This window comes from Mycobacterium sp. WMMD1722, from assembly GCF_049315205.1.
Lineage (GTDB): Bacteria > Actinomycetota > Actinomycetes > Mycobacteriales > Mycobacteriaceae > Mycobacterium.
On sequence record NZ_CP186056.1, the window covers coordinates 517,814 to 543,135 of the forward strand.

The 25,322-nt window shown below is 70.1% G+C and carries 24 protein-coding genes and 1 pseudogene; 16 read left to right on the forward strand and 9 right to left on the reverse strand.

All coding sequences use genetic code 11. The features are described 5' to 3' along the window. Positions 1–131 precede the first annotated feature (131 nt). Both ACN27E_RS02410 and ACN27E_RS02415 read left to right on the forward strand, forming a co-directional pair. Positions 132–1,058 carry an MmpS family transport accessory protein gene (locus tag ACN27E_RS02410; protein ID WP_422746430.1) on the forward strand — a complete coding sequence of 309 codons (927 nt, stop codon included), beginning with the start codon at positions 132–134 and terminating at the stop codon, positions 1,056–1,058. After that, positions 1,058–1,684, forward strand: coding sequence for a DUF2561 family protein (locus tag ACN27E_RS02415; protein ID WP_422746431.1), 627 nt, complete (start codon positions 1,058–1,060; stop codon positions 1,682–1,684). The genes ACN27E_RS02410 and ACN27E_RS02415 overlap by 1 nt, the downstream gene beginning before the upstream one ends. Before the next feature lie 161 nt (positions 1,685–1,845). On the opposite strand, the gene ACN27E_RS02420 is transcribed toward ACN27E_RS02415, so the two are convergent. Genes ACN27E_RS02420 through ACN27E_RS02435 form a run of 4 tightly spaced genes read right to left on the reverse strand, consistent with a single transcriptional unit; the run spans position 1,846 to position 6,240 of the window. Further along, complete coding sequence (locus ACN27E_RS02420) at positions 1,846–3,546, reverse strand: cytochrome b (protein ID WP_422746432.1); 1,701 nt, start codon at positions 3,544–3,546, stop codon at positions 1,846–1,848. Further along, the gene (locus ACN27E_RS02425) at positions 3,543–4,808 is read right to left on the reverse strand and encodes a ubiquinol-cytochrome c reductase iron-sulfur subunit (protein WP_422746433.1); all 1,266 of its coding nucleotides are present in this window, start codon (positions 4,806–4,808) and stop codon (positions 3,543–3,545) included. Before ACN27E_RS02425 ends, ACN27E_RS02420 begins: the two co-directional genes overlap by 4 nt. Continuing rightward, positions 4,805–5,632 carry a c-type cytochrome gene (locus tag ACN27E_RS02430; protein WP_422746434.1) on the reverse strand — a complete coding sequence of 276 codons (828 nt, stop codon included), beginning with the start codon at positions 5,630–5,632 and terminating at the stop codon, positions 4,805–4,807. Before ACN27E_RS02430 ends, ACN27E_RS02425 begins: the two co-directional genes overlap by 4 nt. Next, positions 5,629–6,240 (reverse strand): cytochrome c oxidase subunit 3, encoded by a 612-nt coding sequence (locus tag ACN27E_RS02435; RefSeq protein WP_422746435.1) that lies wholly within the window; start codon positions 6,238–6,240, stop codon positions 5,629–5,631. The genes ACN27E_RS02430 and ACN27E_RS02435 overlap by 4 nt, the downstream gene beginning before the upstream one ends. Positions 6,241–6,307: 67 nt before the next feature. On the opposite strand from ACN27E_RS02435, the gene trpD reads away from it, so the two are divergent. Further along, positions 6,308–7,402 carry an anthranilate phosphoribosyltransferase gene (gene trpD, locus ACN27E_RS02440; protein ID WP_422746436.1) on the forward strand — a complete coding sequence of 365 codons (1,095 nt, stop codon included), beginning with the start codon at positions 6,308–6,310 and terminating at the stop codon, positions 7,400–7,402. Here the strand turns inward: trpD and ACN27E_RS02445 are convergent. Then, positions 7,340–9,139 (reverse strand): annotated as a pseudogene (locus ACN27E_RS02445) (DEDD exonuclease domain-containing protein); the annotation flags it as partial. The gene trpD and the pseudogene ACN27E_RS02445 overlap by 63 nt on opposite strands. A 114-nt stretch (positions 9,140–9,253) precedes the next feature. On the opposite strand from ACN27E_RS02445, the gene ACN27E_RS02450 reads away from it, so the two are divergent. The 4 genes from ACN27E_RS02450 to ACN27E_RS02465 all read left to right on the forward strand — a co-directional run bounded on the left by ACN27E_RS02450 (position 9,254) and on the right by ACN27E_RS02465 (position 12,760). Then, positions 9,254–9,511 carry a hypothetical protein gene (locus ACN27E_RS02450; RefSeq protein WP_422746437.1) on the forward strand — a complete coding sequence of 86 codons (258 nt, stop codon included), beginning with the start codon at positions 9,254–9,256 and terminating at the stop codon, positions 9,509–9,511. Positions 9,512–9,663: 152 nt separating this feature from the next. Beyond that, positions 9,664–10,809 carry a peptidoglycan hydrolase RipC gene (ripC, locus tag ACN27E_RS02455; RefSeq protein ID WP_422746438.1) on the forward strand — a complete coding sequence of 382 codons (1,146 nt, stop codon included), beginning with the start codon at positions 9,664–9,666 and terminating at the stop codon, positions 10,807–10,809. Further along, positions 10,805–11,623, forward strand: coding sequence for a peptidase (locus ACN27E_RS02460; RefSeq protein ID WP_422749544.1), 819 nt, complete (start codon positions 10,805–10,807; stop codon positions 11,621–11,623). Before ripC ends, ACN27E_RS02460 begins: the two co-directional genes overlap by 5 nt. A gap of 9 nt (positions 11,624–11,632) precedes the next feature. After that, positions 11,633–12,760 (forward strand): glycosyltransferase family 4 protein, encoded by a 1,128-nt coding sequence (locus tag ACN27E_RS02465; protein ID WP_422746439.1) that lies wholly within the window; start codon positions 11,633–11,635, stop codon positions 12,758–12,760. Here the strand turns inward: ACN27E_RS02465 and ACN27E_RS02470 are convergent. Further along, a complete protein-coding gene (locus ACN27E_RS02470) occupies positions 12,757–14,556 on the reverse strand; it encodes an AMP-dependent synthetase/ligase (protein ID WP_422746440.1) in 1,800 nt (599 codons plus the stop codon). The two genes, ACN27E_RS02465 and ACN27E_RS02470, sit on opposite strands and share 4 nt — an antisense overlap. A gap of 94 nt (positions 14,557–14,650) precedes the next feature. Between ACN27E_RS02470 and ACN27E_RS02475 the strand changes: the two genes are divergently transcribed. From ACN27E_RS02475 to ACN27E_RS02495, 5 genes are all read left to right on the forward strand, one after another. After that, positions 14,651–15,040 (forward strand): polyketide cyclase / dehydrase and lipid transport, encoded by a 390-nt coding sequence (locus tag ACN27E_RS02475; RefSeq protein WP_422746441.1) that lies wholly within the window; start codon positions 14,651–14,653, stop codon positions 15,038–15,040. A gap of 56 nt (positions 15,041–15,096) precedes the next feature. Beyond that, positions 15,097–15,534 carry an SRPBCC family protein gene (locus tag ACN27E_RS02480; protein WP_422746442.1) on the forward strand — a complete coding sequence of 146 codons (438 nt, stop codon included), beginning with the start codon at positions 15,097–15,099 and terminating at the stop codon, positions 15,532–15,534. Continuing rightward, complete coding sequence (locus tag ACN27E_RS02485; RefSeq protein WP_422746443.1) at positions 15,531–16,796, forward strand: ArsA family ATPase; 1,266 nt, start codon at positions 15,531–15,533, stop codon at positions 16,794–16,796. The genes ACN27E_RS02480 and ACN27E_RS02485 overlap by 4 nt, the downstream gene beginning before the upstream one ends. Then, the gene (locus ACN27E_RS02490; protein WP_422746444.1) at positions 16,793–17,200 is read left to right on the forward strand and encodes a hypothetical protein; all 408 of its coding nucleotides are present in this window, start codon (positions 16,793–16,795) and stop codon (positions 17,198–17,200) included. Before ACN27E_RS02485 ends, ACN27E_RS02490 begins: the two co-directional genes overlap by 4 nt. Before the next feature lie 83 nt (positions 17,201–17,283). After that, positions 17,284–18,009 carry a lysophospholipid acyltransferase family protein gene (locus ACN27E_RS02495; RefSeq protein WP_422746445.1) on the forward strand — a complete coding sequence of 242 codons (726 nt, stop codon included), beginning with the start codon at positions 17,284–17,286 and terminating at the stop codon, positions 18,007–18,009. On the opposite strand, the gene ACN27E_RS02500 is transcribed toward ACN27E_RS02495, so the two are convergent. Next, entirely contained in the window at positions 18,006–19,277 is a 1,272-nt protein-coding gene (locus ACN27E_RS02500; protein WP_422746446.1) for a glycosyltransferase 87 family protein, read from the reverse strand. The two genes, ACN27E_RS02495 and ACN27E_RS02500, sit on opposite strands and share 4 nt — an antisense overlap. An 83-nt stretch (positions 19,278–19,360) precedes the next feature. Here ACN27E_RS02500 and ACN27E_RS02505 point away from each other — a divergent pair, with 83 nt between their 5' ends. From ACN27E_RS02505 to ACN27E_RS02515, 3 genes are read left to right on the forward strand one after another with little or no spacing between them, the layout of a single operon-like run. Then, positions 19,361–20,242 carry a hypothetical protein gene (locus ACN27E_RS02505; protein ID WP_422746447.1) on the forward strand — a complete coding sequence of 294 codons (882 nt, stop codon included), beginning with the start codon at positions 19,361–19,363 and terminating at the stop codon, positions 20,240–20,242. Next, positions 20,242–20,748 carry a polyadenylate-specific 3'-exoribonuclease AS gene (locus tag ACN27E_RS02510; protein ID WP_422746448.1) on the forward strand — a complete coding sequence of 169 codons (507 nt, stop codon included), beginning with the start codon at positions 20,242–20,244 and terminating at the stop codon, positions 20,746–20,748. The genes ACN27E_RS02505 and ACN27E_RS02510 overlap by 1 nt, the downstream gene beginning before the upstream one ends. Before the next feature lie 14 nt (positions 20,749–20,762). Continuing rightward, the gene (locus ACN27E_RS02515; RefSeq protein WP_422746449.1) at positions 20,763–22,160 is read left to right on the forward strand and encodes a class II 3-deoxy-7-phosphoheptulonate synthase; all 1,398 of its coding nucleotides are present in this window, start codon (positions 20,763–20,765) and stop codon (positions 22,158–22,160) included. On the opposite strand, the gene ACN27E_RS02520 is transcribed toward ACN27E_RS02515, so the two are convergent. Beyond that, entirely contained in the window at positions 22,161–23,366 is a 1,206-nt protein-coding gene (locus ACN27E_RS02520; protein ID WP_422746450.1) for a protein kinase domain-containing protein, read from the reverse strand. It abuts the gene before it with no gap. Between the two features lie 35 nt (positions 23,367–23,401). Between ACN27E_RS02520 and ACN27E_RS02525 the strand changes: the two genes are divergently transcribed. Then, on the forward strand, positions 23,402–23,803 hold the full coding sequence (locus ACN27E_RS02525) for an Rv2175c family DNA-binding protein (RefSeq protein ID WP_422746451.1): 402 nt from the start codon (positions 23,402–23,404) through the stop codon (positions 23,801–23,803). Here ACN27E_RS02525 and ACN27E_RS02530 read toward each other — a convergent pair. Further along, on the reverse strand, positions 23,694–25,307 hold the full coding sequence (locus tag ACN27E_RS02530; protein ID WP_422746452.1) for an alpha-(1->6)-mannopyranosyltransferase A: 1,614 nt from the start codon (positions 25,305–25,307) through the stop codon (positions 23,694–23,696). The two genes, ACN27E_RS02525 and ACN27E_RS02530, sit on opposite strands and share 110 nt — an antisense overlap. Between the last annotated feature and the right edge of the window lie 15 nt (positions 25,308–25,322).

Consider the following 25,322-nt stretch of genomic DNA (forward strand, 5'->3'; position numbering starts at 1 on the left):
CTTGGCCGGCCGAGCGCGCTGTCTGGTCCGGCAATCCCGAGTCGTTGGGTAGGGTGGCCGAGGCGCGTTGAGCGGCTGCGGCTGACGTAGCCGGGCGCCGGGTTTCGCAGTGCGAGAAGGATAGGCGTGAGATGAGCGGGCCGAATCCCCCAGGGGCCGACTCGCCGGGACCGGACCAGCCCGAACGGGAGGGCGGAAGGCACTCGGCACCTGAGGAGCAGCCGACCGAACAGGTCGGTTCCGGTTCCGACGCCGGTACCGGCGGTCCCGACGCGCCGTCGACCGGTTCGACCGATCTGCACTCCCAGGCGTATTCGGCCCCGGAGTCCGAACACTTCACCAGCGGGCCGTACGTGCCCGCGGATTCGGCGCTCTACGACTACGACAGCTACGAGGCCGCCCCGGTGGCGGTCGACGAGTCGGCGCCGCCGCGATGGCCGTGGGTGGTGGGCGTCACCGCGATCATCGCGGCGATCGCCTTGGTGGTTTCCGTCGCCTTGCTGGTCACCAGCACCGACACCGATCAGCTGGCCAATCCGGAGACCACCACGTCGTCCGCGCCGCCCGTGCAGGACGAGATCACCACGACCACACCGCCCCCGCCCCCACCGCCCCCGCCGACCACCGAGCCGCCGCCTCCGCCGCCACCACCGGAGACGGTGACGGTGACCGAGCCGCCGCCCCCGGCCCCGGTGCCCGTCGAACCGCCACCGCCACCGCCCGCGCCGGCGCCGGAAACCACATCGCCGCCACCGCCGCCACCGCCGACGTCGACCACCCCGGCCGGTCCGCGACAGGTGACCTACACGGTGACCGGCACCAAGGCGCCCGGTGACATCATCACCGTCACCTACGTCGACGCCTCCGGACGTAGGCGGACCCAGCGCAACGTCTACATCCCGTGGTCGCTGACGGTCACCCCGATCTCCCAGTCGGAGGTCGGTTCGGTCCAGGCGTCCAGTCTGTTCCTGGTCAGCCGGCTCAACTGCTCCATCACAACCAGCGACGGAACGGTGCTGTCCTCCAACACCGCCAACACCCCCCAGACCAGCTGCTGATGGCCGACACCGATGACACCACCGGGGCGGCGCAGCCCGGCGGCGAGAACCTCGACCGCATCCTGATGGGGGTGTGCGCGGCGGCCTGGCTGGCGGCCCTGGGCACCGCTGTGGCCGCGACCGTCGCCCTGACCGACCTGGGTCGGACGGCACCGCGGGTGCCGAGTGAATCCGGGACACCGTGGCTGCTGTACACGGTCATCGGCGTATCCGCGGTGGTCATCATCGCCGCGGTCCCGCTGCTGTTGCGGGCGCGTCGCAGCGCGCAAGCCGATCCGGCACCCGCATCGTTGACACGGGACCGGCAGCAGCCCGTCGCCGTCGCGGAGCCGCCCACCGAGCGGATGCGCCAGGTCCTCCCGACCACGTCGGTTCCGGCGAGTCTGCCGGCCGGCTACCCGGCTGAAGCGGTCGACCGGCTGTGGCTGCGCAGCGTCCTGCTGATCGCGACGGCGATGGGGGTCGCCCTGATCGCCATCGGTGCTGCCACGTATTCGATGGCCGTCGACAACGACACCGTCGCCTGGGTCCTGTACGGGCTGGCCGCAGTGGTCACCCTCGCCATGCCGATCGCGCCGTGGTGGTATCTGCGCCGACTGCGCGAGCTGCTCGAGCCGGCTGCCTGACGGCTCTCCTTCGCTACGCGCGGTTCCCGCTGCGCGGGGTGGGGGAGTTGTCGGGGCCTGCCCGCGCCGCTCCGCGCACACGTGATGTGGTCCCGCGCATACGGAAACGGCCGCCGCGGCCCTCCCGGAGGAGGACCGCGGCGGCCGTCGCGCGGATCTATCTAGTGGTGGCCGTTGGCTCCGTTACCGTCGCCGTGACCGTTCCCATTCCCGTTGCCGTTGCCGTTGCCGTTCCCGTGGCCGTTCGTGCCCTGGCGCTCGCGCAGGGCGGTCAGCGACCGGCGGTGCGCCGCGTGGGCGGCCTCGGTGATGGCCTCGTGCTCGACCGCTGGATCGGCCCGCAGGAAGCTGCCGGTGCCCGGTGCGCCACCGGAACCCAGCTTGTTCATCCGCTTCGGCAGGGCAGCGCCCTGGTACTCCAGCGGCAGCGGGTGACCGTGCTCGTCGACCGGTCCCAGCGGCTGGTGCAGCTCGATGTAGGCACCCTGCGGCAGCCGCTTGAGGATGCCGGTCTCGATGCCGTGCTCCAGGACCTCCCGGTCGCTGCGCTGCAGGGCCACCGCCCACCGGTAGGTGACGAAGTAGACGATCGCCGGCAGCACCACCATGCCGATACGCCCGATCCAGGTCGTCGCGTTCAGCGAGATGTCGAACTTCAGCGCGATGATGTCGTTCATGCAGGCGAAGGTCAGCAGGATGTAGAACGAGATGGCCATCGCGCCGATCGCCGTCCGCACCGGGGCGTCGCGGGGACGCTGCAACAGGTTGTGGTGGGCGGTGTCGCCGGAGAACTTCTTCTCCAGGAACGGATACACCGTCAGCAGCCCCAGGATCAGGCCCATCAGCACCGCGATCCACACCGGTTGGGGAATCGTGTAACTGCCGATGTAGAACTCCCACGCCGGCCACAGGCGGATCAGGCCGTCGGTCCACATCATGTAGAAGTCCGGCTGGCTACCCGCCGACACCTGGGAAGGCTTGTACGGGCCCAGGTTCCATATCGGGTTGATCTGCAGCAGACCGCCCATCAGACCGAGGATGCCGACCGTCATGGCGAAGAACGCACCGGACTTCACCGCGAACACCGGCATGACGCGCACGCCGACGACGTTCTTCTCGGTGCGGCCCGGTCCGGGGAACTGGGTGTGCTTCTGGAACCACACCAGCGCCAGGTGCGCCGCGATCAGGGCCAGCATGATGCCGGGGATGAGCAGGATGTGCAGCGCATAGAGCCGCGGAATGATGATCGTGCCCGGGAAGTCGCCGCCGAACAGCGCCCAGTGCATCCAGGTGCCGACGACGGGGATGCCCATCGTGATACCCGACAGGGCGGCGCGCAGGCCGGTACCCGAGAGCAGGTCGTCGGGCAGCGAGTAGCCGAAGAAGCCCTCGAACATCGCCAGGATCAGCAGCAGCGAACCGATCACCCAGTTCGCCTCGCGCGGCCGCCGGAAGGCGCCGGTGAAGAAGATGCGGGCCAGGTGCACCATGATCGACGCCGCGAACAGCAGCGCGGCCCAGTGGTGGACCTGACGGACGAACAACCCGCCGCGCACCTCGAAGCTGATGTGTAGCGCCGATTCGTAGGCCTTGGACATCTCGACACCGCGCAGCGGCTGATACACGCCGTCGTAGGTGACCTCTGCCATCGACGGGTCGAAGAACAGGGTCAGCCAGACGCCGGTGAGCAGCAGCACGATGAAGCTGTACAGGGCGATCTCACCGAGCAGGAACGACCAGTGCGTCGGGAAGACCTTGTTCAGCTGTCGCCGTACCGCGGCCGACGGGTGGTAGCGCGAGTCGATCGCGTCACCCTGGGCCGCCAACCGCGCGCCGAGCTTCGATTCCGCTTGTGGACTCATGTTGTTTTCCGTTCCCAGAAGGCCGGCCCGACGGGTTCGATGAAGTCGCCGTTGGCGACCAGGTACCCGTCCTGGTCAATGGTGATGGGCAACTGCGCGAGAGCTCGCGCAGCGGGACCGAATATGGGTTTCGCGAAATGCAGCGCATCGAACTGCGACTGGTGGCACGGGCACAGGATGCGGTGCGTCTGCTGTTCGTACAGCGACGACGGGCAACCGAGGTGTGAACAGATCTTCGTGAAGGCGAAGAACTCGCCGAAGTTGAAGCTCTCCTGCCCCTTGCGCTTGACCACCTTGGCCATGTCGTTGGGACGAAACCTGATCAGCATCACGGGATTGCGGACACCCATCAGGATCTCGTTGATCTTGTGGTGCGACTCGACGGTGGTGCCGTCGCCGTCGGACTCCCGCCAGGGGTAGACGGTCTCCATACCGCCGGCGTCGAGATCCTCCGGGCGCATCTTGGCGAATGCCGATCCGTGGCCGGTGTTGCCGGTGGCGCGGGCCAGGTAGATCGTCTCGCCGGTGAACCGTGGCGTCCAGCCCGAGGTCCACAGCACGGCCTTGAGCCCGTCGGCCGTCGGGACGACCGGCTTCCACGGGTTCTTGATCAGGCCGCCGATGAAGGCGATGGCCGTTCCGAGGCCGAAGGCGCCCAGACCGACGCCCAGTGAGACGCCGATCATCTTGCGGCGCTTGATCGTCGAGCCCTCGAGCGCGTCGGTCAGGTTGGCGGCGACGGTCTTGCGCTGGATCTCGGGGGAGGAGCCGTCATGGCGGTCCTGGATCGAGATCTCCTCGGGGATGAACCGCTTCTGGTAGAGCACCGCGCCGATGCCGATCGCCAGGATCGACCCGCCGAACAGCAGACCGTAGAGCGGGGTGGTCAGCGAGTAGATGAACTCACCCTCGGAACCGTAGGGCTTGTACTCCCACGGCCAGAACAGGAAGACCACCAGCAGCAGCAGACCGGCCAGGCCACCGAGCATCAGCCAGGTGGCGACGCCGCGTTCGGCCCGCTTCTCGGCGCGGGTGCCCGGCACCGGCCAGCGCGGCTCCTTGTAGACGATCTCGACACCGTCGAGCTTGCCGCCCAGTTCGACCAGTTCTTCGCGGCTCATCGCGGCCAGTTCGGCATCGGTCGGCTGACCGGGCACGCCACCGTGGCCGGGGGCGTCGGTCCCCTTGGGGGAGCCGTCCACCTTGTCGCTGCCGGCGTCGCTGGTGACGTCGCGGTCGTTGTCAGCGTCGCGCTCGCTCATGCCCGTGCCCCGATCCAGAGTGCCGCGCCGATGACGGCCACCATGCCGATGATCCATGCCGCCATACCTTCGGGCGCGGGGCCGAAGCCGCCGAGTCCGTAGCCGCCGGGCGGCGGCGTCTCCCGCGATTCCTCGACGTAGGCGACGATGTCGCGCTTCTCCTCCGGCGAGAGCTGCCGGTCGGAGAACTTGGGCATGTTCTGCGGACCGGTCAGCATCGCGGTGTAGACCTGCGCTGGTGTCGCGTTGAGCTCCGGCGCGTATTTACCCGACGACAGCGCGCCGCCGCGACCGGTGAAGTTGTGGCAGGACGCGCAGTTCAGCCGGAACAGGTCCCCGCCGCGGGCGACGTTGTCCCCGATCAGCGACTCGTTGGCGACCTGACCGTTCTCGTCGCGTGGGACGACGGGTCCGCCGCCGTTGGCCTGGACATACGCGCCGAGCGCATCGATCTGGGCTTCGTCGAAGTGGGACGGTTTGTCCGGGGCCTGGGCCTCGCCGCGCATCGCCGGCATCCGGCCGGTGGACACCTGGAAGTAGACCGCCGCCTCGCCCACGCCGATCAGGCTGGGGCCGCGGTCGGCCACACCCTGCAGGTTGACGCCGTGGCACGTCACGCAGGACGTGTCGAACAGTTGCTTGCCGGTGCGCAGCAGAGCCGACTGGGACTCGTCGGCGACCGCGACCTGCGGTGCCGGGGTCAGCGTGGCGGCAACGCCGCCCGCGACGCCGAGTCCGATCAGCAGCAGCACCGCTGCTGACAGGCGCCGGCGCAACCGTCGGCGGGGCTTGCTGGTCATCGAACCCCTTCTCATCGGACTCATCGGACGAAGTAAATGACGGCGAACAGCGCGATCCACACGATGTCGACGAAGTGCCAGTAGTACGAGACGACGATCGCCGCGGTGGCCTGGGCCGGGGTGAACTTGCTCATCCTGGTCCGGGCGAGCAGGAACAGGAAGGCGACCAGACCGCCGATCACGTGCAGGCCGTGGAATCCGGTGGCCAGATAGAACACCGAGCCGTAGGCGCTACCCGGGATAGTGGTGCCGTGCTCGACGAGGTGCAGGTATTCGTAGCCCTGGCCGAGCACGAAGAACAGGCCCATCAAGAACGTCAGCACGTACCAGCGGCGCAGGCCGAACACGTCACCACGCTCGGCGGCGAAGACACCCATCTGGCAGGTGAAGGACGACGCGATCAGCACGACGGTGACCGGCACCGCCAGCGCCAGGTTCAGCTCCGTCGGCTCCGGCGGCCAGTCGCCGCCCGCCTGGGCGCGCGCGGTGAAGTACATCGCAAACAGCCCAGCAAAGAACATCAACTCGCTGGAAAGCCATACGATGGTGCCGACACTGACCATGTTCGGCCGGTTCAGCGAATGCACGCGCGAAGTGATCGCGGTTCCCGAGGTACCAACAGCACTCGTCACAAGAGAAGTATGACGCTTTGTAGTTGTTGAACTCCACCCGGGTCGTCCATTTCGTCATAATCTTCCGGTGACGTCTTCCCACGCCCCGGTACCGCACCCCGACCACTCCTCGACCGGGACGCCGACCTGGCCGCAGATCCTGGGGCGGCTCACCACCGGACAGTCCCTGTTGGCCGGCCAGGCGGGGTGGGCGATGGACCAGATCATGTCCGGCGCAGCGACACCCGCGCAGATCGCCGGTTTCGCCGTGGCCATGAAGCTGAAGCGGCCGACGTCGGCCGAAGTGACCGAACTGGCCGACATGATGCTGCGGCACGCCCGCCGGGTACCGACCGAGGTGATCGGCACCGAGACCGTGGACATCGTCGGCACCGGCGGCGACGGTTCGAACACCGTCAACCTGTCCACCATGGCCGCGATCGTGGTGGCGGCCTGCGGGGTGCCCGTGGTCAAACACGGCAACCGGGCGGCGTCCTCGTTGTCCGGCGGTGCCGACACGTTGGAGGCGCTCGGGGTACGGATCGACCTGAACGCCGACCAGGTGGTGCGCAGCGTGTCCGAGGTGGGTATCGGTTTCGCCTTCGCGCCGCACTACCACCCGTCCTACCGGCATGCGTCGGTGGTACGCCGCGAACTCGGCGTACCGACGGTGTTCAACCTGCTGGGTCCGCTGACCAATCCGGCGACACCGCGCGCCGGGCTGATCGGCTGTGCATGGGGTGACCTCGCCGAGGTGATGGCCGGTGTGTTCGCCTCCCGTCGCTCCAGCGTGCTGGTCGTGCACGGCGACGACGGGCTCGACGAGCTCACCACGACCACCACCAGCACGATCTGGCGGGTGCAGGCCGGCACGGTCGAACGGCTCACGTTCGACCCGGCCGCATTCGGCTTCAAACGCGCCGAGCTGTCCGAACTGGTCGGTGGTGACGCCGAAGCGAACGCGGCGTCGGTGCGGGCGGTGTTCGGCGGCGCCCCGGGGGCGGTGCGCGACGCGGTCGTCCTCAACGCCGCAGGCGCGATGGTCGCCCACGCCGGGCTAGCCGGCGACGCCAAATGGGTGCCGGCCTGGGAGGCGGGGTTGGCCCGCGCCGCCGAGGCGATCGACTCCGGAGCGGCCGAGAAGCTGCTCGCGCGATGGGTGCGGGTCACCCAGCAGTTCTGAGCGCTCGGCCTGTTCGGCGGCCACCCGTGCCGACCGTGCCGTGGCCGCCCACTCCCGCCAGCGGCCGGCCGCGCCCGCCGGCGAGGCGTAACCCTGCTCGCACCGCACGATGCGCACACCGGGGGTGGCCAACCAGCGGGCGATGAGCGCGGTCTCCTCCACCAGGGCGCCGCCCAGCGGGGCGGCCTCGGGCAGCACAGTCTGCGCCCCGGCGGTCAGTGCCGCCACGACCGGCATCGGCGGCACTCCGCGCGGGGCGCAGCCCGCGGCCGCGAGCCGACCGCACCGCACGATGGCCAGCTGCCAGCCCCCCGCGCCGTCCGGTCGCGCGGCCACCAGCTCGGGTTGGGCGGCCAGCGCCGCCAGCCGCTGTCCCCGCCAGAGCACGTCGATGGCGGCGGCGGCGTGATCGCGCAGCCGCGCCGCGGTCTCGTAGCGGCCGGCTGCGGCCAGCTCGCCGATGTGCCCGACCACCGCTGACAGCGTGCCGTGGTCGCGTCCGTCGATCAGCTCCGCCGCGCGGGCGGGCGCCGCGGCGTAGGCGGCGGCGTCGACATCGCGCGGCGCCGGGCACGGCGACAGCTCACGTTCCGGACAGGCCGCGCCGTGGCGGGCGGACCGGCCCAGCCGTGCGGTGCAGGTGCGCACCCCGGTGAAGCGGGCCAGCAGCGCGGCGGTCTCCACCGCGTCGGCACGGGCGCGGAACGGGCCGACCGCCGACGCCCCACGCGGCGCCCGCACCACCGAGAAGCGGGGGAACGGCTCGTCGGTCAGCACGATCCACCACCATTTGTGCGGGAATTTCGAACGGCGGTTGTAGGGGGGCGCGTGCGCGGCCAGCAGCCGCAGTTCCCGCACCCCGGCCTCGAGCTCGTGGGCGCACTCCACGTGATCGACCGCGGTGGCCAGCGACGCCATCTCCTTCATGCGGGTGCGCGGATCCGCCCCGTTGAAGTACTGGTTCACCCGGCGGCGCAGATCGACGGCGGTCCCGACGTAGAGCACCTCACCCGACGGCCCCCGGAACAGATACACCCCCGGCCGGTGCGGCACCCCCTCGGCGAGTCTGCGGTTGCGGCGCTGGGCCGGAGTCACGTCCGGCAGATAGGCGCGCAGGTCGGTGTAGGTGTGGATGCCCTGGTTCCCGACGCGTTCGATGAGCCCGTGCAGCACGTCGACGGTGGCCCGTGCGTCGTCGAGGGCGCGGTGGTTGGGTGTGGTGCCGGCGTGGAAGAGCTGGGCCAGGGCGGACAACCGCACGCTGGGCGCCTCGTCGCGGGTCAGCACCCGGCGGGCGAGTTTGACGGTGCACAGCACCGGCGGGCGGGGCCAGGCGATGTCGCACCGTTGCGCCGCGGCGCGCAGGAAGCCGATGTCGAAGCCGGCGTTGTGCGCGACCAGAACTGCGCCCCTGGCGAATTCGAGGAACGCCGGCAGCACCGCCTCGATGCGCGGGGCGGCGCACACCATGGCCGTGGTGATGCCGGTCAACGCGACGATCTGCGGCGGGATGGCCCGTCCCGGGTCCACCAGTGTGCCCAGCTCCCCGAGCACCGCCCCGCCCCGCACCTTGACCGCGCCGATCTCGGTGATCGCGTCGGCGTGGTCGCCGTTGGCCCGGCCGCCGGTGGTCTCGAGGTCGACCACCACGAACGTCGTATCCCGCAGCGAGAGGGCCTCCATGTCGAACGCCAACTGCTCGGCATCTTCCATCGTGACGCCTGCGCGCGGACCCATGCGAGAAAGGTAGGGAACCGGACCGACAGTTCCCGCCCCGCCACGCGGGCCGGGCGGACTTGTCGGAGGGGCCGGTTAGCGTCGGCGCCAACATCGAGTGAGAGGAGAGCCGTGATGGCAGACGGCGTGATGGCAGACGGCGCATCAGACGGCACGGCCCCGCATCCGGAGGGCACCGTGGTCATCGACTGCGACGACTGCGCGGTCCGGGGACCCGGCTGTCAGGACTGTGTCGTCAGTGTGCTGCTCGGGGTGCCCGAGACGTTGCTGGACGACGAGCGTCGCGCGCTGGAAGTGCTGGCTGAGGCCGGGTTGGCCCCGCGGCTGCGGCTCGTTCCGGTTCACCGGCAAACCCGTCCGGGCGTTGCCTGAGCGGATCGCCGACACCGTCGGGAAGAAAACCACCCTGGGCGGCTGTTAAATTTGGCTCTTCTGTTGGACAACGCCGTTGCCGTTTCGTAACCTACTTGAGACCTGAGGGCAGTTCGATCCGGCTCGTTACGCCAGTTGAAGGACGCGAAATCTTGAGGCTCGATCGCAAGCAGTGGGGAATCCGTGTTCTCAAACGACCCGCATTCGCTGCGATAGCGGGTATGGCCGTGCTCTCCGGGGTGTTGGCCTCGGGTGTGCAGGCTGACCCGGCAGACGATGCGCTGGCAAAGTTGAACTCGCTGTCGCGTGAAGCCGAGCAAACCACCGAGGCGATGCATTCGGCCCAGCTCGATCTCAACGGCAAGCTGGCTGCGCAGCAGGCCGCCGAAGCCAAGCACGGCGCCGACCTGGCCGCCGCGGACGCCGCCAAGAACGAACTGGCAACCTTTCAGGTCGCGGTGAACCACGTCGCCGCCGCCCAGTACATGGGCGGGCGCACCGACGGGATGAGCGCGATCCTGACCGCCGACTCCCCGCAGCAGTTCATCGATCAGCTGTCCATCCAGCGCGTGATGGCCGCACAGGTGACCGACCGGATGAACGGTTTCCGGGCCGTCAGCGAGCGCGCCGCCGTCGCCGAACGCGCCTCGGCCCAATCCGCCGCCGACGCCAAGACCGCCGCCGAGCAGGCTGCGCAGGTGCGGGCGAACCTGCAGAACAAGCAGAGCCAGCTGCAGACCCAGATCGCGATCGTCAAGGCGCAGTACGAGGCGCTCACCCCGGCGCAGCGGGAAACGCTCGCCGCGCTCCCGCCGGCACCCGCCGCGCCCCCGCCGCCGCCCGCGGCCGCTCCCCCCGCTGCCGATCCCGGTGTGCTGGCCGCGCCGCCCGCTCCCGGGCTGCCCGGCGCCATCCCGCCCGGTGACATCGCCCCGCCCGCCCCGCCCGTCGGCGGCCAGGGCGCGATCGCGGTGCAGGCCGCGTTGAGTCGTATCGGGTCGCCGTACTCGTGGGGCGGTTCCGGCCCCGGCCAGTTCGACTGCTCCGGCCTGGTCATGTGGTCCTTCCAGCAGGCCGGCCTGTCGCTGCCGCATTCCAGCCAGGCGCTCGCCGCGGGCGGGCAGCCCGTGTCGATGGACCAGATGCAGCCCGGTGACCTCGTCACCTACTACTCGGACGCCTCCCATGTGGGGATCTACATCGGCGACGGGATGATGGTGCATGCGTCGACGTACGGCACCCCGGTCCGGGTGGCCCCGGTGAACAACGCCCCGATCTACAACGTCCGCCGGTATTAGGTCCCCCGGCATTTCCTCCCGGCGCCTGCTGCTGACCCTGCTGCTGGCCGAGTTCGTCTCGGCCGTGCTGTTGGTCGGGCGACCCGCGCCCACGTCCACACCGGTGCCGGCGGCTCCGGCCGTCGTCCCGGTGCCCGCGGCCGCCGCCGGCAGCACGACGATCACCCTGCCCGACGGCCGCACCGCAAAACTGGTCTCGCTCGGCGGCGCCGAAAGTGAAGCCCTGCTGCGCCGCATCGCCTCCGAACTCGGCGCCGCCACCGCCGTCGTCACCGGCTTCTGGGGACCCCAGTGGCGCCGGGACATCACCGTCGTGGCGACCGGATCGGATCCCCAGTTCGCCGCCCTGGCCGGCGGCGGCGGCGACATCGCGGCCGCCACCACCGTCGATCGCATCCTGTTCGCCCCGGGCGCCGCGGCGATGAACGCCGAGGATCTGCGGATCGTGCTGCGCCATGAGCTGTTCCACTTCGCGGCCCGAGAGGCGACCGCTGCCGACGCGCCTCGCTGGCTGACCGAGGGAGTCGCCGACTACGTGGCCCGGCCGCGTAGTCCGGCGTCGGCGTCGGACCAGCCGACGACCCTGCCGACCGACGTGGACCTCGACACCCCGGGCGCCATCCGCTCCTCGGCATACGACCGGGCCTGGCGGTTCGCCACCTACGTCGCCGAGCGGTACAGCCCGCAGACCCTGCGTGCGCTCTACCGGCGGGCCTGCGGCCCCGGCCATCCCGGCATCCCGACGGCCGTGCGCGAGGTACTCGGCGCCGACCTGGACGACGTGGTGGGCGGTTGGGCCCGCCGGCAGGGCTAGCCTGCACCGATGTCCCGCGTCCTGCTGGTGACCAACGACTTTCCGCCGCGCAGCGGCGGTATCCAGTCCTACCTCGAGTCGTTCGTCGACCACCTGGTCACCTCGGGCGGCCATCCGATCACCGTCTATGCCCCGGCATGGAAGGGCGCCGAGGACTACGACGACGCGGCCCCCTACCAGGTGATCCGCCACCCCACCACGCTCATGCTGCCCGAGCCGTCGGTGGCCGCGCGCATGCGCAGGCTCATCGCCGAGCGCGATATCGAGACGGTCTGGTTCGGCGCTGCGGCACCCCTGGCGCTGCTGTCTCCGCTGGCCCGGCAAGCCGGGGCCCGGCGGATTCTGGCCAGCACGCACGGCCACGAGGTGGGCTGGTCGATGCTGCCGCTCGCCCGCACGGCGCTGCGGCGGATCGGCGACCAGACCGACGTCGTGACGTTCGTCAGCCGCTACACCCGGGGCCGGTTCGCGGGGGCGTTCGGGCCGCGCGCCGCCCTGGAACACCTGCCCCCGGGCGTGGACACCGACCGGTTCGCCCCGGACGCCGGCGCCCGTGACGAGCTGCGCCGGCGCTACGGGCTGGGGGACCGGCCCGTCGTGGTGTGCGTGTCGCGGCTGGTGCCGCGCAAGGGGCAGGACACGCTGATCCGGGCGCTGCCCGCGATCCGGCGCCGGGTGCCGGGCGCCACGCTGGTCATCGTGGGCGGCGGGCCCTACCGCGCGACGCTGCACAAGCTCGCCGAGCGCCATGACGTCGTCGAGCACGTGCGGTTCACCGGCGGCGTCCCCGCCGACGAACTGCCCGCCCACCACGCCCTGGCCGACGTGTTCGCCATGCCGTGCCGGACTCGTGGCGCCGGCCTCGACGTCGAGGGACTCGGCATCGTCTATCTGGAGGCGTCGGCCACCGGCGTGCCCGTGGTGGCGGGCCGATCGGGGGGCGCCCCCGAGACGGTGCGGGACGGCGAGACCGGCGTGGTCGTCGACGGCACCGACGTCAAGGCCGTCGCCAGCCAGGTCGCCGGGCTGCTGGCCGATCTCGACCGCGCGTCGGCGATGGGCGCCGAGGGCCGACGCTGGGCCGTCGACCACTGGCAGTGGCCCACCCGCGCCGCCCGGCTCGGTGAGCTGCTCTAGGTGCTGTAGAGCGCTTCGATGTCGGCGGCGAACTTCTCGGCGACCACTTTGCGCTTGACCTTCATCGTCGGGGTCAGTTCGCCGGTGTCCTCGGTGAAATCGACGGGCAGGATCCGGAACTTGCGGATCGCCTCGGCCTTGGACACCAGCTGGTTGGCCTGTTCGACTGCGGTGTCGATCTCGCCGAGCAGATCCGGATCCGTGGCCAGGTCACCCACGGTGGCCGCGGCGTCCTTGCCGTTGCGCTGTTTCCAGCCCTCGAACGCCTCGGGGTCGATGGTGATCAGCGCGGCGATGAACGGGCGGGCATCGCCGACGGCCATCGCCTGGCTGATCAGTGGATGGGCCCGCAGCTGATCCTCCATGACCGCCGGTGCGACGTTCTTGCCGCCGGCGGTCACGATGATCTCCTTCTTGCGGCCGATGATCGTCAGGAAGCCCTGCTCGTCGATCGCACCGAGGTCGCCGGTGTGGAACCAGCCGTCGGAGAACACCTTGTCCGTCTCGGACTGGTTGCGCCAGTAGCCGCCGAACACCACGCCGCCGGAGACCAGCAGCTCGTCGTCATCGGCCAGCCGCATGCTGTTGCCGGGCACCAGCTTTCCGACCGAGCCGATCTTCAGATCACCCACCCGGTTGACCGTGATGGCGGCGCTGGTCTCGGTGAGCCCGTAGCCCTCGTAGATGGTCAGTCCGACGCCGCGGTAGAAGTGGCCCAGCCGTGCGCCCAGCGGTGCGCCGCCCGAGATCGCGGCGTGGCAGTTCCCGCCGAGGGCGGCCCGCAACTTGCCGTACACCAGCCGGTCGAACACGGCGTGCTTGGCGCGCAGCGGCAGCCCCGGTCCGCCGGAGTCCTGCGCTCGGCTGTAGTCGATCGCGGTCGCCGCGGCGAGGTCGAAGATCCGGCCCTTGCCGTCGTTACGGGCGTTCTGCTCGGCGGTGTTGTAGACCTTCTCGAACACCCGCGGGACCGACACCACCAGCGTCGGCCGGAACTCCCCGAACAAGGGGATCAGGTTCTTGATGTCGGCGGTGAACCCGAGGGTGACCTTGTTGGCCAGCGCAGCGAGGGTGATGGCGCGGGCCAGCACGTGCGCCAGCGGCAGGAACACCAGCATCCGCTCGCCCTTGTGCAGCTGGGTGGGAAAGCAGCTCTTCGCGCCGCGCACCTCGTAGACCAGGTTCGCGTGCGTCAGTTGACACCCTTTGGGACGCCCGGTGGTGCCGGAGGTGTAGATCATCGTGGCCGGGGCGGCCGACCGGATGCCGGCCAGCCGGGCGTCGAGTTCGGCGGGTTCGACCGACCGCCCGGCCTCGGCCAGCGCGCCGAGCGCGGGGGCGCCCGATCCGGCGATGCGCAGCACGGTCCGCAATTCCGGCAGATCGTCGCGCAGGCGTTCGATCCGTTCGGCGTGTTCGTCGGTCTCGGCCACGGCGAGGACGGCGCCGGAGTCCGACAGCACCCAGCGCACCTGCTCGGCCGAGCTGGTCTCGTAGATCGGGACGGTCAGCGCGCCGACCGCCAGGATGGCCAGGTCGATGATCGGCCACTCGTAGCGGGTCGCCGACAGCAGCGCGACCCGGTCGCCGGGCTGCACCCCGGAGGCGATCAGACCGAGCGCGGTGGCGCGCACCTCGGCGGCGAGTTCGGCGCAGGTGACATCGGTCCAGCGGCCGTCGACCAGCCGGTGGAAGATGACATGAGCCGGGTCGTCGCGTTCATGTTCGAAGACCGAGCTGACGACGGTGTCGTGCTCGCCGACCGTGAACGTCGCGGGAACACTGAACTCACGCACGATGGACCCTCCGAAGGCGGTACGGGACTGTACTTTCGAAAGCCTAGTCGGCCCCGGCGCCGCGACAGCGCCGCGTATGTGAAGCTTGACGGCGATGAACAGCGTCCAGATCGCCGACGACACCTTCGTCGCCGCCGACCCCGCCGATGTCGGCCGGCTGGTCGCCGACCAGGCCAACTGGCGGCGGTGGTGGCCGGATCTGCGGCTGACGGTCGTTCAGGACCGCGGACCGGTCGGTCAGCGCTGGACGGTGACGGGTGCGTTGACCGGATCCATGGAGGTATGGCTGGAGCCCGCCCTCGACGGCGTCGTCCTGCACTACTTTTTGCATGCCGAACCGGCCGGCGCGGCCGCGTGGGAGCTGGCCAGGATGAACCTGGCCAAGCTCAACCACGAGCGCCGGGTCGCCGGTAAGCGGATGGCGTTCGAACTGAAGGCCGTGCTGGAGGCCGGACGTCCGGTGGGGGTGTCCCGGCTGGCCTGAGCCGGGCCGGGCGGTCGGCACGTCAGGGTAGATTTCTGCGTAAGGAGGCGGGGCACGTGGCGGACAAGACGGCGCAGACCATCTACATGGATGCCGATCCTGCGACGGTGATGGACGTCATCGCCGACATCGGGTCCTACCCGGACTGGGTCAAGGAGTACCGGGAGACCGAGGTGCTCGAGACCGACGCCGCCGGCAACCCGAAGACGGCGCGCCTGGTGCTCGACGCCGCCGTGCTCAAGGACACCATGGTGCTGGCCTACGAGTGGCCCGCCGACCGCGGCTCGGTGACCTGGACGCTGGTGTCGAGTTCGCTGCTGAAATCCCTGGCCGGGGCGTACCGATTGGCGCCCAAGGGTTCGGGTACCGACGTGACCTATGAACTGGCGGTCGATCTGATGATCCCGATGATCGGTCTGCTCAAACGCAAGGCGGAGCGGCGGCTCATCGAGACCGCGCTGAAAGACCTGAAGAAACGGGTCGAGGCTGAGTGAATCCCAGTGACGTCGCGGCCCGGATCAGCCTGTTCGTCGGCAAGGGTGGGGTAGGGAAGTCCACTCTGGCGACCGCCACCGCCGTGCGCGACGCCGCCGCCGGGCAGCGGGTGCTCATCGTCTCGACCGACCAAGCGCATTCCACCGGCGACGTCCTGGGTGTGCCCGTCACCCCGACCGGCCGCCGTGAACCGACCCGGATCCTCACCGATCTGCCGACCGGCGCCCCGCCCGCCGGCGGCTCCCTGGACGCGCTGGCGCTGGACACCCTGGCCGTGCTCGCCGAACGCTGGCGCGAGATCGCCGGTCCGATCGCCGAGCGGTTCCCGGAGTCCGATGTGGGAGACATTGCCCCCGAGGAACTCTCGGCCCTGCCCGGCATCCAGGAGGTGCTGGGTCTGCACGAGGTGGGCGAGCTCGCCGCCGCCGGCCGCTGGGATCACGTCGTGGTCGACTGCGCGTCGACGGCCGACGCGCTGCGGATGCTGACCCTGCCCGCGACGTTCGGGCTGTACCTCGAGCGGGCGTGGCCGCGCCACCGCAGGCTGTCCGGGGCCTTCGACGACGCCGCCGCCGCGGCGATGGTCGCGTTGATCGAGCGGGTGGACGCGGCGACCGGGCGGCTGGGCGAACTGCTGACCGACGCCGAGCGCGTGGCTGCCCACCTCGTGCTCACCGCCGAACGGGTGGTGGCCGCCGAAGCCGCCCGGACCCTGGGCTCACTGGCGCTGATGGGGGTGCGGGTCGAGGAGCTCATCGTCAACCAGGTGCTGCTGCAGGACGACTCATTCGAGTATCGCAATCTGCCCGAGCATCCCGCCTTCGACTGGTACGCCGAGCGGATCGCCGAACAGCGATCGGTCCTCGACCATCTCGACTCGGTGATCGGTGACGTGGCGCTGGTGCTGGTGCCCCACGTGGCGGGCGAGCCGATCGGACCCAAGGCGCTGGCCGAACTGCTCGAGGCGGCCCGGCGGCGGGACGGTTCGGCGCTCCCGGCGCCGCTGCGCCCGGTGGTGGACCGCGAGTCGGGTACGGGCCTGGAGGCCGTCTACCGGATGCGGTTACAGTTGCCACAGGTCGACGCCTGCGAGCTGACGTTGGGGCGGGTGGACGACGACCTGATCATCGGCGCGGGGGGTATGCGCCGCCGCGTCCGGCTGGCCTCCGTCCTGCGTAGATGCATCGTGACCGACGCCGCGCTGCGGGGCAGCGAACTGACGGTACGTTTCCGACCCAATCCGGAGGTATGGCCGGCGTGACTGGGGCTCACCCCGAGATCGGTGCCGAGCTGCGAGCTCTGGCGCGGTCCATTCTCGACCGCGTCGACCCGGCGGTCCGGTTCGCCGCGGCCCGTGCCGCCGCGGCCGACCGGCCCGGGGCCTGCCAGCAGGTGTGGTGCCCGGTCTGCGCGCTGGCCGCGTGCGTGCGCGGTGAAGACCACCCGCTGCTGTCCGTGGTCGCCGAGCACAGCGTTGCGCTGCTCACCGTGGTGCGCGCCGTCCTCGAGAACCTGGACCAGGACGCTGCCGCGCCCGGACCGGCCGCCCCCGGCGCAGGACCCGGTGACGGGCCGGAGCCGCCCCCGCCGCCGCCGCCGGCCGACCCGCCGCCATCCGGTGGGCCGGGCCGCTACCAGAACATCCCGGTGACCGTCGAGGAGTGATCTCTTCCGCTGTGGTCGTCTCCACACGGCCTGGGTAAGGTTGTCCCAGAGCACCGTCCGGTGCAGCCGATTCGGAGGGGCCCATGTGGTATTGGCTGTTCAAGTACATCTTCATGGGACCGCTGCTGCAACTGTTCGGACGCCCCAAAGTGCATGGCGCAGAACACATCCCGCGCTCAGGGGCCGCCATCCTGGCCAGTAACCACCTGGCCGTCGCGGACAGCTTCTACCTGCCGCTGGTGGTCAGCCGGCGGATCACCTTCCTGGCGAAGGCGGAGTACTTCACCGGCACCGGCCTCAAGGGCTGGTTCACCCGGTGGTTCTACACCGTCGCCGGCCAGGTGCCGATCGACCGCACCGATGCCGATTCCGCGCGTAGCGCGTTGACCACCGCGCAGCGCATTCTCGGCGAGGGCAAGCTGCTCGGCATGTACCCCGAGGGCACCCGCTCACCCGACGGCCGGCTCTACAAGGGCAAGACCGGGCTGGCCCGGCTGGCGCTGGAGACCGGTATGCCGGTGATTCCGGTCGCGATGGTCAACACCCATGTGGTGAACCCGCCGGGCAGCAAGATGTGGCGGTTCGGCAAGGTCGAGGTCAGATTCGGCAAGCCGATGGACTTCAGCCGATTCGAGGGGCTGGCCGGTAACCGGTTCATCGAGCGCGCCGTCATCGACGAGGTGATGTACGAGCTGATGCGCCTGTCCGGTCAGGAGTACGTCGACCTCTACGCCGCCGACGTCAAAGACGGGCAGTCCGGCGAGGACGGCAAGGTCACCGACAAGCCGGCGCCCCGCCTGGCGGGTTAGCGCGTCGCGGCGACTCGGGGCGTGTCGACGGCCTCTCCGTCGCCGCGCCGCGAGGTGATCGCGGCGAGCGTGCCCGCCGCGACGATCACCAGGAGCGCCCACCACACATAGGAGCCGCCGGCCAGCTGACGCCACAGCGGCGCGGTGGTCTCCCGGTGTTTCGGCATCAGCGTGATCGGCGACCAGAGCATCAGGGCCAGACCGGCCGCGCTGACCAGCCCGAGCACCACGTGGCGGTGCCGGTAGGCCACCACCGCGGTGACGAGCACCGTCGGCAGCGACCACACCCAGTGATGCGACCACGAGACCGGCGAGACCACCAGCCCGAACATGGCCACGCAGATCAGCGCCAGCAGCGGCTCCCCGGCGCGCAGCGCCCGCCGCGCCGCCCAGATCGTCAGACCCAGCACGACGAAACAGGCCGCCACCCACACGGCGAAGCGCACGTCCACGCCCAACCCCACCCTGGCCAGCGCTCCGGCGATGTTCTGGTTGGTGTTCAGCGTCGCCGCGCCGATCCGGTCGGTGTCGCGCAGCGTGTGCGTCCAGTACTCCCAGGAATCCTGCCAGGCGAACGCGAATCCGAGCAGCGTCAGCACCACCACCGCGGCGACGGTCCTCAGCACCGTCCGGAAGTCGCGGCGCAACAGGAAGTACAGCAGGAACACCGCCGGCGTCAGCTTCAGCGCGATGGCCAGCCCGAGCAGCAGACCCCGCGGCCAGGGCGTGCGCCGCGGTACGCAGTCGGCGATCACCAAGGTCATCAGCACGACGTTGATCTGCCCGAAGTCGAAATTCGCCTCGATCGGCTCGCAGAAGACCGCCGCGAACGTGACGATGGCGGCGGCCAGCCAGCCGCGGCGCAGCCACATCGGCTCCGAGGTCACCCGGTCCGGCGGCGCGACGTCGAGGCGGGTCAGCACGATCGTGACCGCCACGATCAGCAGCGCCAGCGTGATGCCGGTGATCGCGATGCTGGCGGCCTCCAGCGAGATCCAGGTGAACGGGGCGAACACGATCGCGGCCAACGGGGGATAGGTGAACGGCAGATCGAGGTCGATCTTGGTGGGGAAGGTCGCATCGTCGGCGTAGAGCGGTCTGCCGTCCACCCACGCCTGTCCACCCATCCGGTAGACGTCGATGTCGATGCGATAGGGGACGTGACCGAGCAGGCGCCAACCGACGTAGCCGACTGCGGCGACTGTCAGAAGGCAGAACAGCCGCCACGCGAGGGTTGGCGCCCAGGCAGGCGACCGCCGAGTACTCATGTCGCCGAACAGACTATCGGTGGCCCGGCGAGTCGAGTGGTATCGCGGTCGCGATCCGGCGGGCGCGGCGTAAGTTCTCGACCGTGCACGACGCCATTGAACAGCGGTTGGATTTCGTGACCTCCGATCGCCTGCCGCTGCTGTTCTGCCTGATCGCGTTCCTGTTGACGTTCCTGGTGACCCGCACGATCGTGCGCTACATCCGCAGCCACGCCGACAGCGACGCCCCGCGGCGGTGGTGGCAGCCCCGCAACATCTCCGCCGCCGGCGGCACCCACATCCACCACGTCGTCTTCGGCGTGGTGCTGGTGCTGCTGTCGGGCCTGACGATGGTGACACTGGCCATCAACGGGGGGGTGCCGGAGATGACCGCGGCCGCCACCTTCTTCGGCATCGGTGCGGCCCTGGTGCTCGACGAGTTCGCCCTCATCCTGCACCTGTCCGACGTGTACTGGTCCGAGGACGGCCGCACCTCGGTGGATGCGGTGTTCGCCGCGGTGGCCGTCGCCGGCCTGCTGATCCTCGGCCTCAACCCGCTGTCGTTCTTCGACGTCGGGTTCTGGCGGGACGATCACAGCATCGCCGCCCGGACCAGTGTGATCGTGCTGGCGATCCTGACCCTGGCGGTGGCCGTGATCGTGCTGCTCAAGGGCAAGGTGTGGACAGGCCTGGTCGGAATGTTCTTCATGCCGCTGCTCGTCGTCGGGGCGATCCGGCTGTCCCGCCCGCACGCGCCGTGGGCCCGGTGGCGCTACACCACCCGGCCCCGCAAGATGCACCGTGCGCTGGAGCGGGAGCGCCGGCTGCGCAGGCCGGTGGTCCAGGCCAAGCTGTGGGTGCAGCACGTGGTGGCCGGGGAGCCGCACTTCCCCGACGACGCCACGGTCAACGAGCAGCTCGACCGCGAGATCCATGCCGCACCCGCCCCGCAGCCGGTCCCCGCGGGTGAGGCGGCCGGAGGCTGATGCGCTACTTCTACGACACCGAGTTCATCGACAACGGCCGCACCATCGAGCTGATCTCGATCGGCGTGGCCGCCGAGGATGGCCGGGAGTACTACGCCGTGTCCACCGAGTTCGACCCGGAGCGAGCCGGCAGCTGGGTGCGCAAGCACGTGCTGCCCAAACTGCCGTCGCCGGCCTCGAAGCTCTGGCGGTCCCGCCGGCAGATCCGCGAGGAGCTGGAGGATTTCTTCGGCATCGACGGCCCCGAGCCGATCGAGCTGTGGGCCTGGGTCGGCGCCTACGACCATGTGGTGCTCTGCCAGCTGTGGGGTCCGATGACCAACCTGCCGCCCGAGATGCCGCGGTTCACCCGGGAACTGCGGCAGTTCTGGGAGGAGCGCGGCTCACCGCGGATGCCGCCGCGTCCGCGCGACGCCCATGACGCACTGGTCGACGCCAAGCACAATCTGCTGCGCTACCGGATCATGACCGGCGTGGTCGGCCTGGAGGGCCCGTCGCGGGCCTGACTTACCATTGACGGGTGAACTGGACCGTCGACGTTCCCATCGAACAGCTGCCAGACCTGCCGCCGCTGCCCGATGACCTGCGGCAACGGCTCGATGCCGCGCTCGCCAAGCCGGCTGTGCAGCAGCCCAGCTGGGACCCCGAGATGGCGTCGGCGATGCGTACGGTGCTCGAGAGCGTGCCGCCGATCACCGTCGCCTCGGAGATCGAGCGGCTGAAGTCGCTGCTGGCCGACGTGGCGCGCGGCGAGGCGTTCCTGCTGCAGGGCGGGGACTGCGCCGAGACCTTCGCCGACAACACCGAGCCGCACATCCGCGCCAACATCCGCACCCTGCTGCAGATGGCCGTCGTCCTCACCTACGGCGCGAGCATGCCGGTGATCAAGGTGGCCCGCATCGCCGGGCAGTACGCCAAACCGCGCTCGGCCGATATCGACGCGCTCGGTCTGCGGTCCTACCGCGGCGACATGATCAACGGCTTCGCCCCGGACGCCGCCCTGCGCGAACACGATCCGTCGCGGCTGGTGCGGGCCTATGCGAACGCCAGCGCGGCGATGAACCTGGTGCGCGCACTGACCTCCGGCGGACTGGCCTCACTGGATCTTGTGCACGACTGGAACCGCGAATTCGTCCGCACCTCGCCGGCGGGGGCCCGCTACGAGGCGCTGGCCGGTGAGATCGACCGCGGACTGCGCTTCATGAACGCCTGCGGGGTCAACGACCCGAATCTGAAGACCGCCGAGATCTTCGCCAGCCACGAGGCGCTGGTACTGGATTACGAGCGGGCCATGCTGCGCCTGTCCAACGACTTCCCGACCGAGCATCCCGAACCGCGCCTCTACGATCTGTCGGCCCATTACGTATGGATCGGCGAGCGCACCCGCCAGCTCGACGGGGCACACATCGCGTTCGTCGAGACCATCGCCAACCCGATCGGCGTGAAGCTCGGACCGACCACCACCCCGGAGGCGGCGGTCGAGTACGTCGAACGGCTCGATCCGCGCAACGAGCCGGGCCGCCTGACCCTGGTGACCAGGATGGGCAACCACAAGGTCCGCGATCTGCTGCCGCCGATCATCGAGAAGGTCCAGGCCGCCGGCCACCAGGTGATCTGGCAGTGCGACCCGATGCACGGCAACACCCACGAATCGTCGACCGGCTACAAGACCCGGCACTTCGACCGCATCGTCGACGAGGTACAGGGCTTCTTCGAGGTGCACCGCGCGCTGGGCACCCACCCGGGCGGTATCCACGTCGAGATCACCGGCGAGAACGTCACCGAATGCCTGGGCGGTGCCCAGGACATCTCCGACACCGATCTGGCCGGCCGCTACGAGACGGCGTGCGATCCGCGGATGAACACCCAGCAGAGCCTCGAGCTGGCGTTCCTCGTGGCGGAGATGTTGCGGGACTGACTACAGCAGGTTGGGCAGATTGCTGCCCAGCGTCCAGGCGCCGGCGGCCACCAGCCCGGTGAGGGTGAGCACGGCGATCACCCACAGCAGCAGGGTCCGTTTGGCGCGTTGACGCGCCCATTGCAGGTCGGCGATGTCGATACCGGCGAAGCGGGTCTTCGGACCGGGCACGGCGTCCATGACGCGGGTGTGTTGTCGCGGCGGTTCCGGTGCCTGCTGCGGTGGGCCCGGGCGGAAATCGTCGGTGCGGACGTGGTCGTCGGGCGGCCGGCTGTGTAGCAGCGCAGCCGAGGCATGTTCGGCGGAGTCGCGCGGGGCGGGCACCCGGAACGGCGGCAGGTTCAGCTCGTCGACCAGATCGTCGAGCGCGGCGCCCATCTCGAGGGCGTCGGCGAAACGGTCGGCGGGGTCTCTGGCGGTCGCGCGCAGCACCATTTCGTCGAACTGCGGGGGCACCCCCGCGATCATCCGGCTGGGCGGTGCCACATCGTGATCCATCCGCTGATACGCCACCGCGAGTGCGCTGTCCCCGGTGAACGGGGTGGTGCCGGTGAGGATTTCGTAGGCCAGGATGCCGACGGAGTAGACGTCGCTGCGGGGTCCGGCGCTGCCGGTGCCCACCTGTTCGGGGGACAGGTACGCCGCGGTGCCGAGGATGACGCTGGTGGAGGTGATCTGGGCTTCGGCGACGGCGCGTACCAGGCCGAAGTCGGCGATCTTGACCTCGCCGTCGTCGGAGATCAGTACGTTCTCGGGTTTGATGTCGCGATGCACCAGGCCGCCGCGGTGCGCGACGGCCAGCCCGGACAGCACCGGGCCCAGCACCGCCGCGGCCGCGTGCGGGGGCATCGGGCCGCGTTCGCGCAGCAGCTCCCGTAGCGTGCCGCCTTCGACCAGCTCCATGACCAGATAGGCCGGCGGCCCGCCGGGGCTCCCCAGGCCCTGGTCGTACACCGCGACCAGGCCCGGATCCTTGAGCCGGGCCACGGCTTTGGCCTCGCGTTGGAACCGGGTGAGGAACTGCTGGTCGCCCGAATACCTTGAGTCCATCACCTTCAGGGCGACCGGCCGGTCCAGCCGGACGTCCAGTCCGCGGTAGACCGTCGACATGCCGCCCGTGGCGATCGGGGCGTCGACGCGGTAGCGCCCGTCCAGCACGGCACCGAGGAGCGGATCCGTCGGCGGATTGGGCTGCATCGAACACATGTTACGAGCCGGACCGGGGACCCTAGACTCGATGCGTGAGCATTCCCGCCGCCGACGATGTCCTCGACCCCGACGAGCCCGTCTACGATCTGCCCACTGTCGCCGATCTGCTCGGCATGGTGGTCACCCGCGTGCACCACGAGCTGCGTGAAGGCCACCTGATGGCGGTGCGGCGCGACGGAAAGCTGGTGGTGCCCAAGATCTTCTTCGACGACCGTGGACACGTCGCCAAGGCACTGCCGGGGCTGCTCGTCGTCCTGCGTGACGGCGGCTACGGCGACACCGAGATCATCCGCTGGTTGTTCACCCCGGATGAGTCGCTGACGATCAGCCGCGACGGTTCGACCGAACGGCAGACCAACGCCAGGCCGGTCGACGCGCTGCACTCCCATCAGGCTCGTGAGGTGGTGCGCCGGGCCCAGGCTCTGGCTTACTGACCGGCTTACTGACCGGCTTACTGACCGGCCTCCTGAGCGAGTACCACGCCGCCACCGCACACGCGGTGGCCAGCCCGACGTGCAGCCAGGAGTACATCCCGTGGGCCCCGTCGGGTTTGAAGATCACCATGATCCACGTGGAGAATCCGGCGATCAGTGCGATGTCGCGCCGGGACCGGGCCAGCGCCGACACCACGGCCAGCGGCCAGGTGTAGTACCACGGCAACGCGGCCGGTACGAACAGCACGACCACGCCCATCACCGCGGCGATCCCGACGAGTGCCTCGCGGTCGTCGTGGCGGAAGCGCCACCACAGCAGCGGCAGGGCGATCGCGATGATCGCGACGCCGGCGATGCGGGTCGCCTCGAGCACGGCGTAGAAGTTCACCGGGAGGAACAGCCCGACGACGGCATTGGTCAGGTTGGCCGCCGCGGTGGGCAGGGTCAGCCAGTTGATGATCTTCACCGACCCCGCCAGCGCCGTCAGCCAGCCCAGCCCCACGCCGGCCAGCCAGGACAGCACCGCGAACACCGCGACGAAGATCAACAATGACGCGGCGGTGGCGATCGCGAACGCCAACGGTGGCCGGTGACCGCGCCGATCCCGCAACTGGCGCATCCACATCCACACCATGAACGGCAGCGCCAACCCCGCGGTGGCCTTGACCGCGACGGCCACCGCGATCACACCCACCCCGGCCACCGGGTGCCGGGCCAGGGTCAGAGCCAGCGCGGCCATCATCAGCCCGACCATCAGCATCTCGTTGTGCACGCCGCCCATCAGGTGGATGATCACCAGCGGGTTGAGCACACAGATCCACAGGGCGGCCGCCCCGCTGGCGCCGACGTGGCGGGCCACCCGCGGCGCCGCCCAGATCAGCAGCACCAGCCCCGGCAGCATGCACAGCCGCAGCAGCATCGTGCCGGCCACCACGTCGTTGCCGACCAGCATGGTGACGAACTTCGCGACCAGGATGAACGCCGGGCCGTAGGGGGCCGTGGTGGTGGTCCAGATCGGACTGACGTTGTCCAACAGGGAATTCGGGTTCTCGATCGGGCCGACGATGTAGGGGTCGAACCCGTCGCGCAGCAGCGCGCCCTGGGCGAGATAGGAGTAGGTGTCCCGGCTGAACACCGGCGCCGACAGCAGCAGCGGCAGCAGCCAGATCCCGGTGGTGGCGACCATCGTGTATTCGTCCGGCCGCTCGGCCGGATCGTCGGCGACGACCCGCCGGCCCAGCCACAGCCAGGCGATCAGCATCAGCGCGACGCCGCCCCACAACAGCACCGACGACAGCACCAGGCCGTGGCCGAAGCGCAACCACGACAGGTGCAGTGACTCCAGCAGCGGGTCGTGCAACCGGGTGCTGCCCGCGCCGAGCGCCCCGACCGCGATCAGCACCGCGCCGAGGCACCCGAGCAGTGCGGGTTTGGCCTCGGCCGACTTGACGAAGGCGATCAGCCGCGGGAGGTGGCCGGGCGGGTTCGGGGCAAGCGTCGCCATGTCTCGTTCGCCGAT

What these genes read in the sequence shown, in the direction of transcription:
- ACN27E_RS02410 (WP_422746430.1), top strand. Translation starts at nt 132, where the DNA reads ATGAGCGGGCCGAATCCCCCAGGGGCCGACTCGCCGGGACCGGACCAG.
- ACN27E_RS02415 (WP_422746431.1), top strand. Translation starts at nt 1,058, where the DNA reads ATGGCCGACACCGATGACACCACCGGGGCGGCGCAGCCCGGCGGCGAG.
- ACN27E_RS02420 (WP_422746432.1), bottom strand. Translation starts at nt 3,546, where the DNA reads ATGAGTCCACAAGCGGAATCGAAGCTCGGCGCGCGGTTGGCGGCCCAG.
- ACN27E_RS02425 (WP_422746433.1), bottom strand. Translation starts at nt 4,808, where the DNA reads ATGAGCGAGCGCGACGCTGACAACGACCGCGACGTCACCAGCGACGCC.
- ACN27E_RS02430 (WP_422746434.1), bottom strand. Translation starts at nt 5,632, where the DNA reads ATGAGTCCGATGAGAAGGGGTTCGATGACCAGCAAGCCCCGCCGACGG.
- ACN27E_RS02450 (WP_422746437.1), top strand. Translation starts at nt 9,254, where the DNA reads ATGGCAGACGGCGTGATGGCAGACGGCGCATCAGACGGCACGGCCCCG.
- ACN27E_RS02465 (WP_422746439.1), top strand. Translation starts at nt 11,633, where the DNA reads ATGTCCCGCGTCCTGCTGGTGACCAACGACTTTCCGCCGCGCAGCGGC.
- ACN27E_RS02475 (WP_422746441.1), top strand. Translation starts at nt 14,651, where the DNA reads ATGAACAGCGTCCAGATCGCCGACGACACCTTCGTCGCCGCCGACCCC.
- ACN27E_RS02495 (WP_422746445.1), top strand. Translation starts at nt 17,284, where the DNA reads ATGTGGTATTGGCTGTTCAAGTACATCTTCATGGGACCGCTGCTGCAA.
- ACN27E_RS02500 (WP_422746446.1), bottom strand. Translation starts at nt 19,277, where the DNA reads ATGAGTACTCGGCGGTCGCCTGCCTGGGCGCCAACCCTCGCGTGGCGG.
- ACN27E_RS02510 (WP_422746448.1), top strand. Translation starts at nt 20,242, where the DNA reads ATGCGCTACTTCTACGACACCGAGTTCATCGACAACGGCCGCACCATC.
- ACN27E_RS02520 (WP_422746450.1), bottom strand. Translation starts at nt 23,366, where the DNA reads ATGTGTTCGATGCAGCCCAATCCGCCGACGGATCCGCTCCTCGGTGCC.
- ACN27E_RS02530 (WP_422746452.1), bottom strand. Translation starts at nt 25,307, where the DNA reads ATGGCGACGCTTGCCCCGAACCCGCCCGGCCACCTCCCGCGGCTGATC.